Source organism: Arthrobacter sp. Leaf141 (genome assembly GCF_001424565.1).
Classification (GTDB): Bacteria; Actinomycetota; Actinomycetes; order Actinomycetales; family Micrococcaceae; genus Arthrobacter.
This window is the reverse complement of record NZ_LMOL01000007.1, coordinates 12407-13483: the sequence shown is the minus strand read 5'-3', so window position 1 is coordinate 13483 and position 1077 is coordinate 12407. Positions and strand designations below refer to the sequence as shown.

Sequence of the window (1077 nt, the reverse complement as noted above, 5' to 3'; positions counted from 1 at the left end):
ACTGACTCGCAGTTGTTGTCGTTTTGGGGGCTCAAAACGACAACAACTGCGAGTCAGTTGGGTCTAGGTCCCGGGCCAGCCCCTGTCCAGCATCGCGGCGCGGACCTTGCGGACGGCGGCGCCCGCCTCGTGGCGCATGTGGCGTTTGGAGATGCGCACCAGCAGCCATCCGGCCCTGCTGAAATCTTCCTCGCGGGCGATGTCCCGGACTATCTGCTCGGCGTCGGAATGCCCCTCGCCCTCATATTCCGCCGCCACCTTGTACTCGGGATAGGACAGATCGGGCTGGCGGACGACGCCGAAGCCCAAGTCCGTGGGCGCGTTCAACTCCGGCTCGGGCAGTCCTGCGTCCTCCAATGCCAGCCGCAGCCGCGTTTCCTGCGCGGAGTCCGAGCCCACCCTCGACTGCTCCAGCGCCAGCCGCGCCTTTTGGATTCCAGGGGTCCCTTTGTGCCGGTCGAGCATGTCAGCCAGGTCACCCGGCGTGGCATACGGTTCCGTCCGTCCCTCCAACTCCGGCCGCGGATGACGCACCAGATGGTCGGCAACGACCGTTAGTTCCTCCACGCTCATCCGCCGTGAACAGTCCAGCCATGTCCGAAGCCGCGTGGTGATCAAGAGCCCGTCCAGGTTGGTGATTTCGTCGTCGAAAAACTGGCCAACATGGCCAACCACGCCCCGCCTTCGAACGATCGCCATGGTGTCCGGACGCGAAATGTGGATGAGCCCGGTCTTGGACCCCGGCAGGAACCCTGGAAACCCCCAGAGTACAAAGGCGGTGGCGTGTGATGCGGCGGAGAAGCTGGTCACCTGCGAAAAAGGACGCACAACTTCCGGTGTGGTCCCGCAGGCCGGACCCGTGCGCGGGCCACCACTGGGCACCCGGATACCCCTGCTGGGCGAGTGCAGCGATACGTGCCGCAACCGCCTGAAGCTGACGCCGGCGTCGACCGCTTCCTGGAAGGTGAACGCGGCCAGATCAAGCTGCGCCGGCAACGGACGGGGAGTCTTCACCCCTTCATAATGGCAAACCGGGTGGGAGAGTTTCGGAGTTATCCACAGGCATGCAGTCCCCCA

General features: G+C 64.8%; 1 protein-coding gene. It reads right to left on the bottom strand.

Features of this window, described 5'->3' with window-relative positions; all coding sequences use genetic code 11:
• Positions 1-63 precede the first annotated feature (63 nt).
• Complete coding sequence (locus ASF72_RS07775; protein ID WP_056597870.1) at positions 64-1014, bottom strand: endonuclease domain-containing protein; 951 nt, start codon at positions 1012-1014, stop codon at positions 64-66.
• Positions 1015-1077 lie beyond the last annotated feature (63 nt).